This window comes from Halorubrum sp. C191 (assembly GCF_002727095.1).
Taxonomy (GTDB): domain Archaea; phylum Halobacteriota; class Halobacteria; order Halobacteriales; family Haloferacaceae; genus Halorubrum; species Halorubrum ezzemoulense.
Genome location: NZ_NHNZ01000088.1, coordinates 1 through 1,160 on the forward strand (window position 1 = coordinate 1; position 1,160 = coordinate 1,160).

Genomic DNA, 1,160 nt, shown 5'->3' on the forward strand with positions numbered 1-1,160 from the left:
TAGTTCTACATAAGAGCGACGTCTGAGAGTACGAATTCCTCTGTGATGGGTCTTTATACACCGATCTGTTGGTTAGAAATCATCAGTGGGTATAACACTCGAGATGATGTTTTAATCCTCGAACAATAGACACGGACGATCAACGGTGCAACCTCTCGACTGCGTGCTGATAGGCCCACGGACCGGCACTCGGCGAGCGAAGGGCTTTGTCCGGTGACACCGAAGCGCACCACATGAGCAGAGCCGTTTCCGTCGCCACGGCGTTTCTCGTCGGTGTCTGTGTGTTTGCATGGCTCGCAGGGCCAGTGCTGGAGGCTCAATTCGGTGCTGAGGCGTTGTTGGCCGCCTATGGGGCCGTGGCCGCTGGAACTGCGGCCACAACGTACGTACTCGTCCGTCGGGTTGACGCCCGGCTTTCGGGAGGAGGGACTAGCGGAGACGAACCGACAATCTCCGACGAGGTCGACACGACCGACAACGATGGGCGGAACGCGAATGCTGGCGAGGACGAGACGCTGACCGTCCGGCTCGACAATCTGGACGATCTCGACGTGGAACGGGAGGTTCGACAGCTGAAGGCCGAACGCTCCGGCGGCGACGAGGACTGACGCGCTGTTCATCGACCCACTACGAGACGCTCGATACCACTACGTGAAACGCTTCGGTATCGAGACGAGCTATCGACTCTCCAAACAAAGTATTGCGACGACCTCGACACAAAATCCGGTCGTACGGCTGCTGTACGTCGTGGTGAGCTTGTTTTTATAGAACTTCTGGCGGTATTTACACTGGGAGTACGTGGCGACGCCCCGCCGTGGGGGGCGTCGCCTCTGGAAGTGGTCGTTCAAGGAGTTCATCAATATGATTCAACGGGCAGCGTGGACGGCCCTCGCGACGCGTCGGGCCGTCCCCGCAAATCGATCACCAGACGATCGGTTTACTCGCTAATCTCCGACCGGGCTAGCCTTCGCCAGGAGTGGCAACGCTGTCGCGTCGGCGGCAGCCGCCGCCGACAGCGACAGCTCTCCGTCGGTTCGTCGACGATCTTCTCGTCAAGACCACCCAGCACAACCGCTCCGCCACAGAACTCAGGCTTCAGAAACAGCTAGCCGAGGATGTTTTGTGAGGTACTGATAGTAGTCATACTGTCAGCTAAATAT

Annotated in this window: 1 protein-coding gene and 1 pseudogene; both read left to right on the top strand. The window is 58.2% G+C overall.

Annotated elements, in window-relative coordinates:
• Positions 1-233 precede the first annotated feature (233 nt).
• Positions 234-608 (top strand): hypothetical protein, encoded by a 375-nt coding sequence (locus Z052_RS07665; RefSeq protein WP_094520620.1) that lies wholly within the window; start codon positions 234-236, stop codon positions 606-608.
• Positions 607-948 (top strand): annotated as a pseudogene (locus tag Z052_RS07670) (ISH3 family transposase); the annotation flags it as partial. The gene Z052_RS07665 and the pseudogene Z052_RS07670, both read left to right, overlap by 2 nt.
• Between the last annotated feature and the right edge of the window lie 212 nt (positions 949-1,160).

What these genes read in the sequence shown, in the direction of transcription:
- Z052_RS07665 (WP_094520620.1), top strand. Translation starts at nt 234, where the DNA reads ATGAGCAGAGCCGTTTCCGTCGCCACGGCGTTTCTCGTCGGTGTCTGT.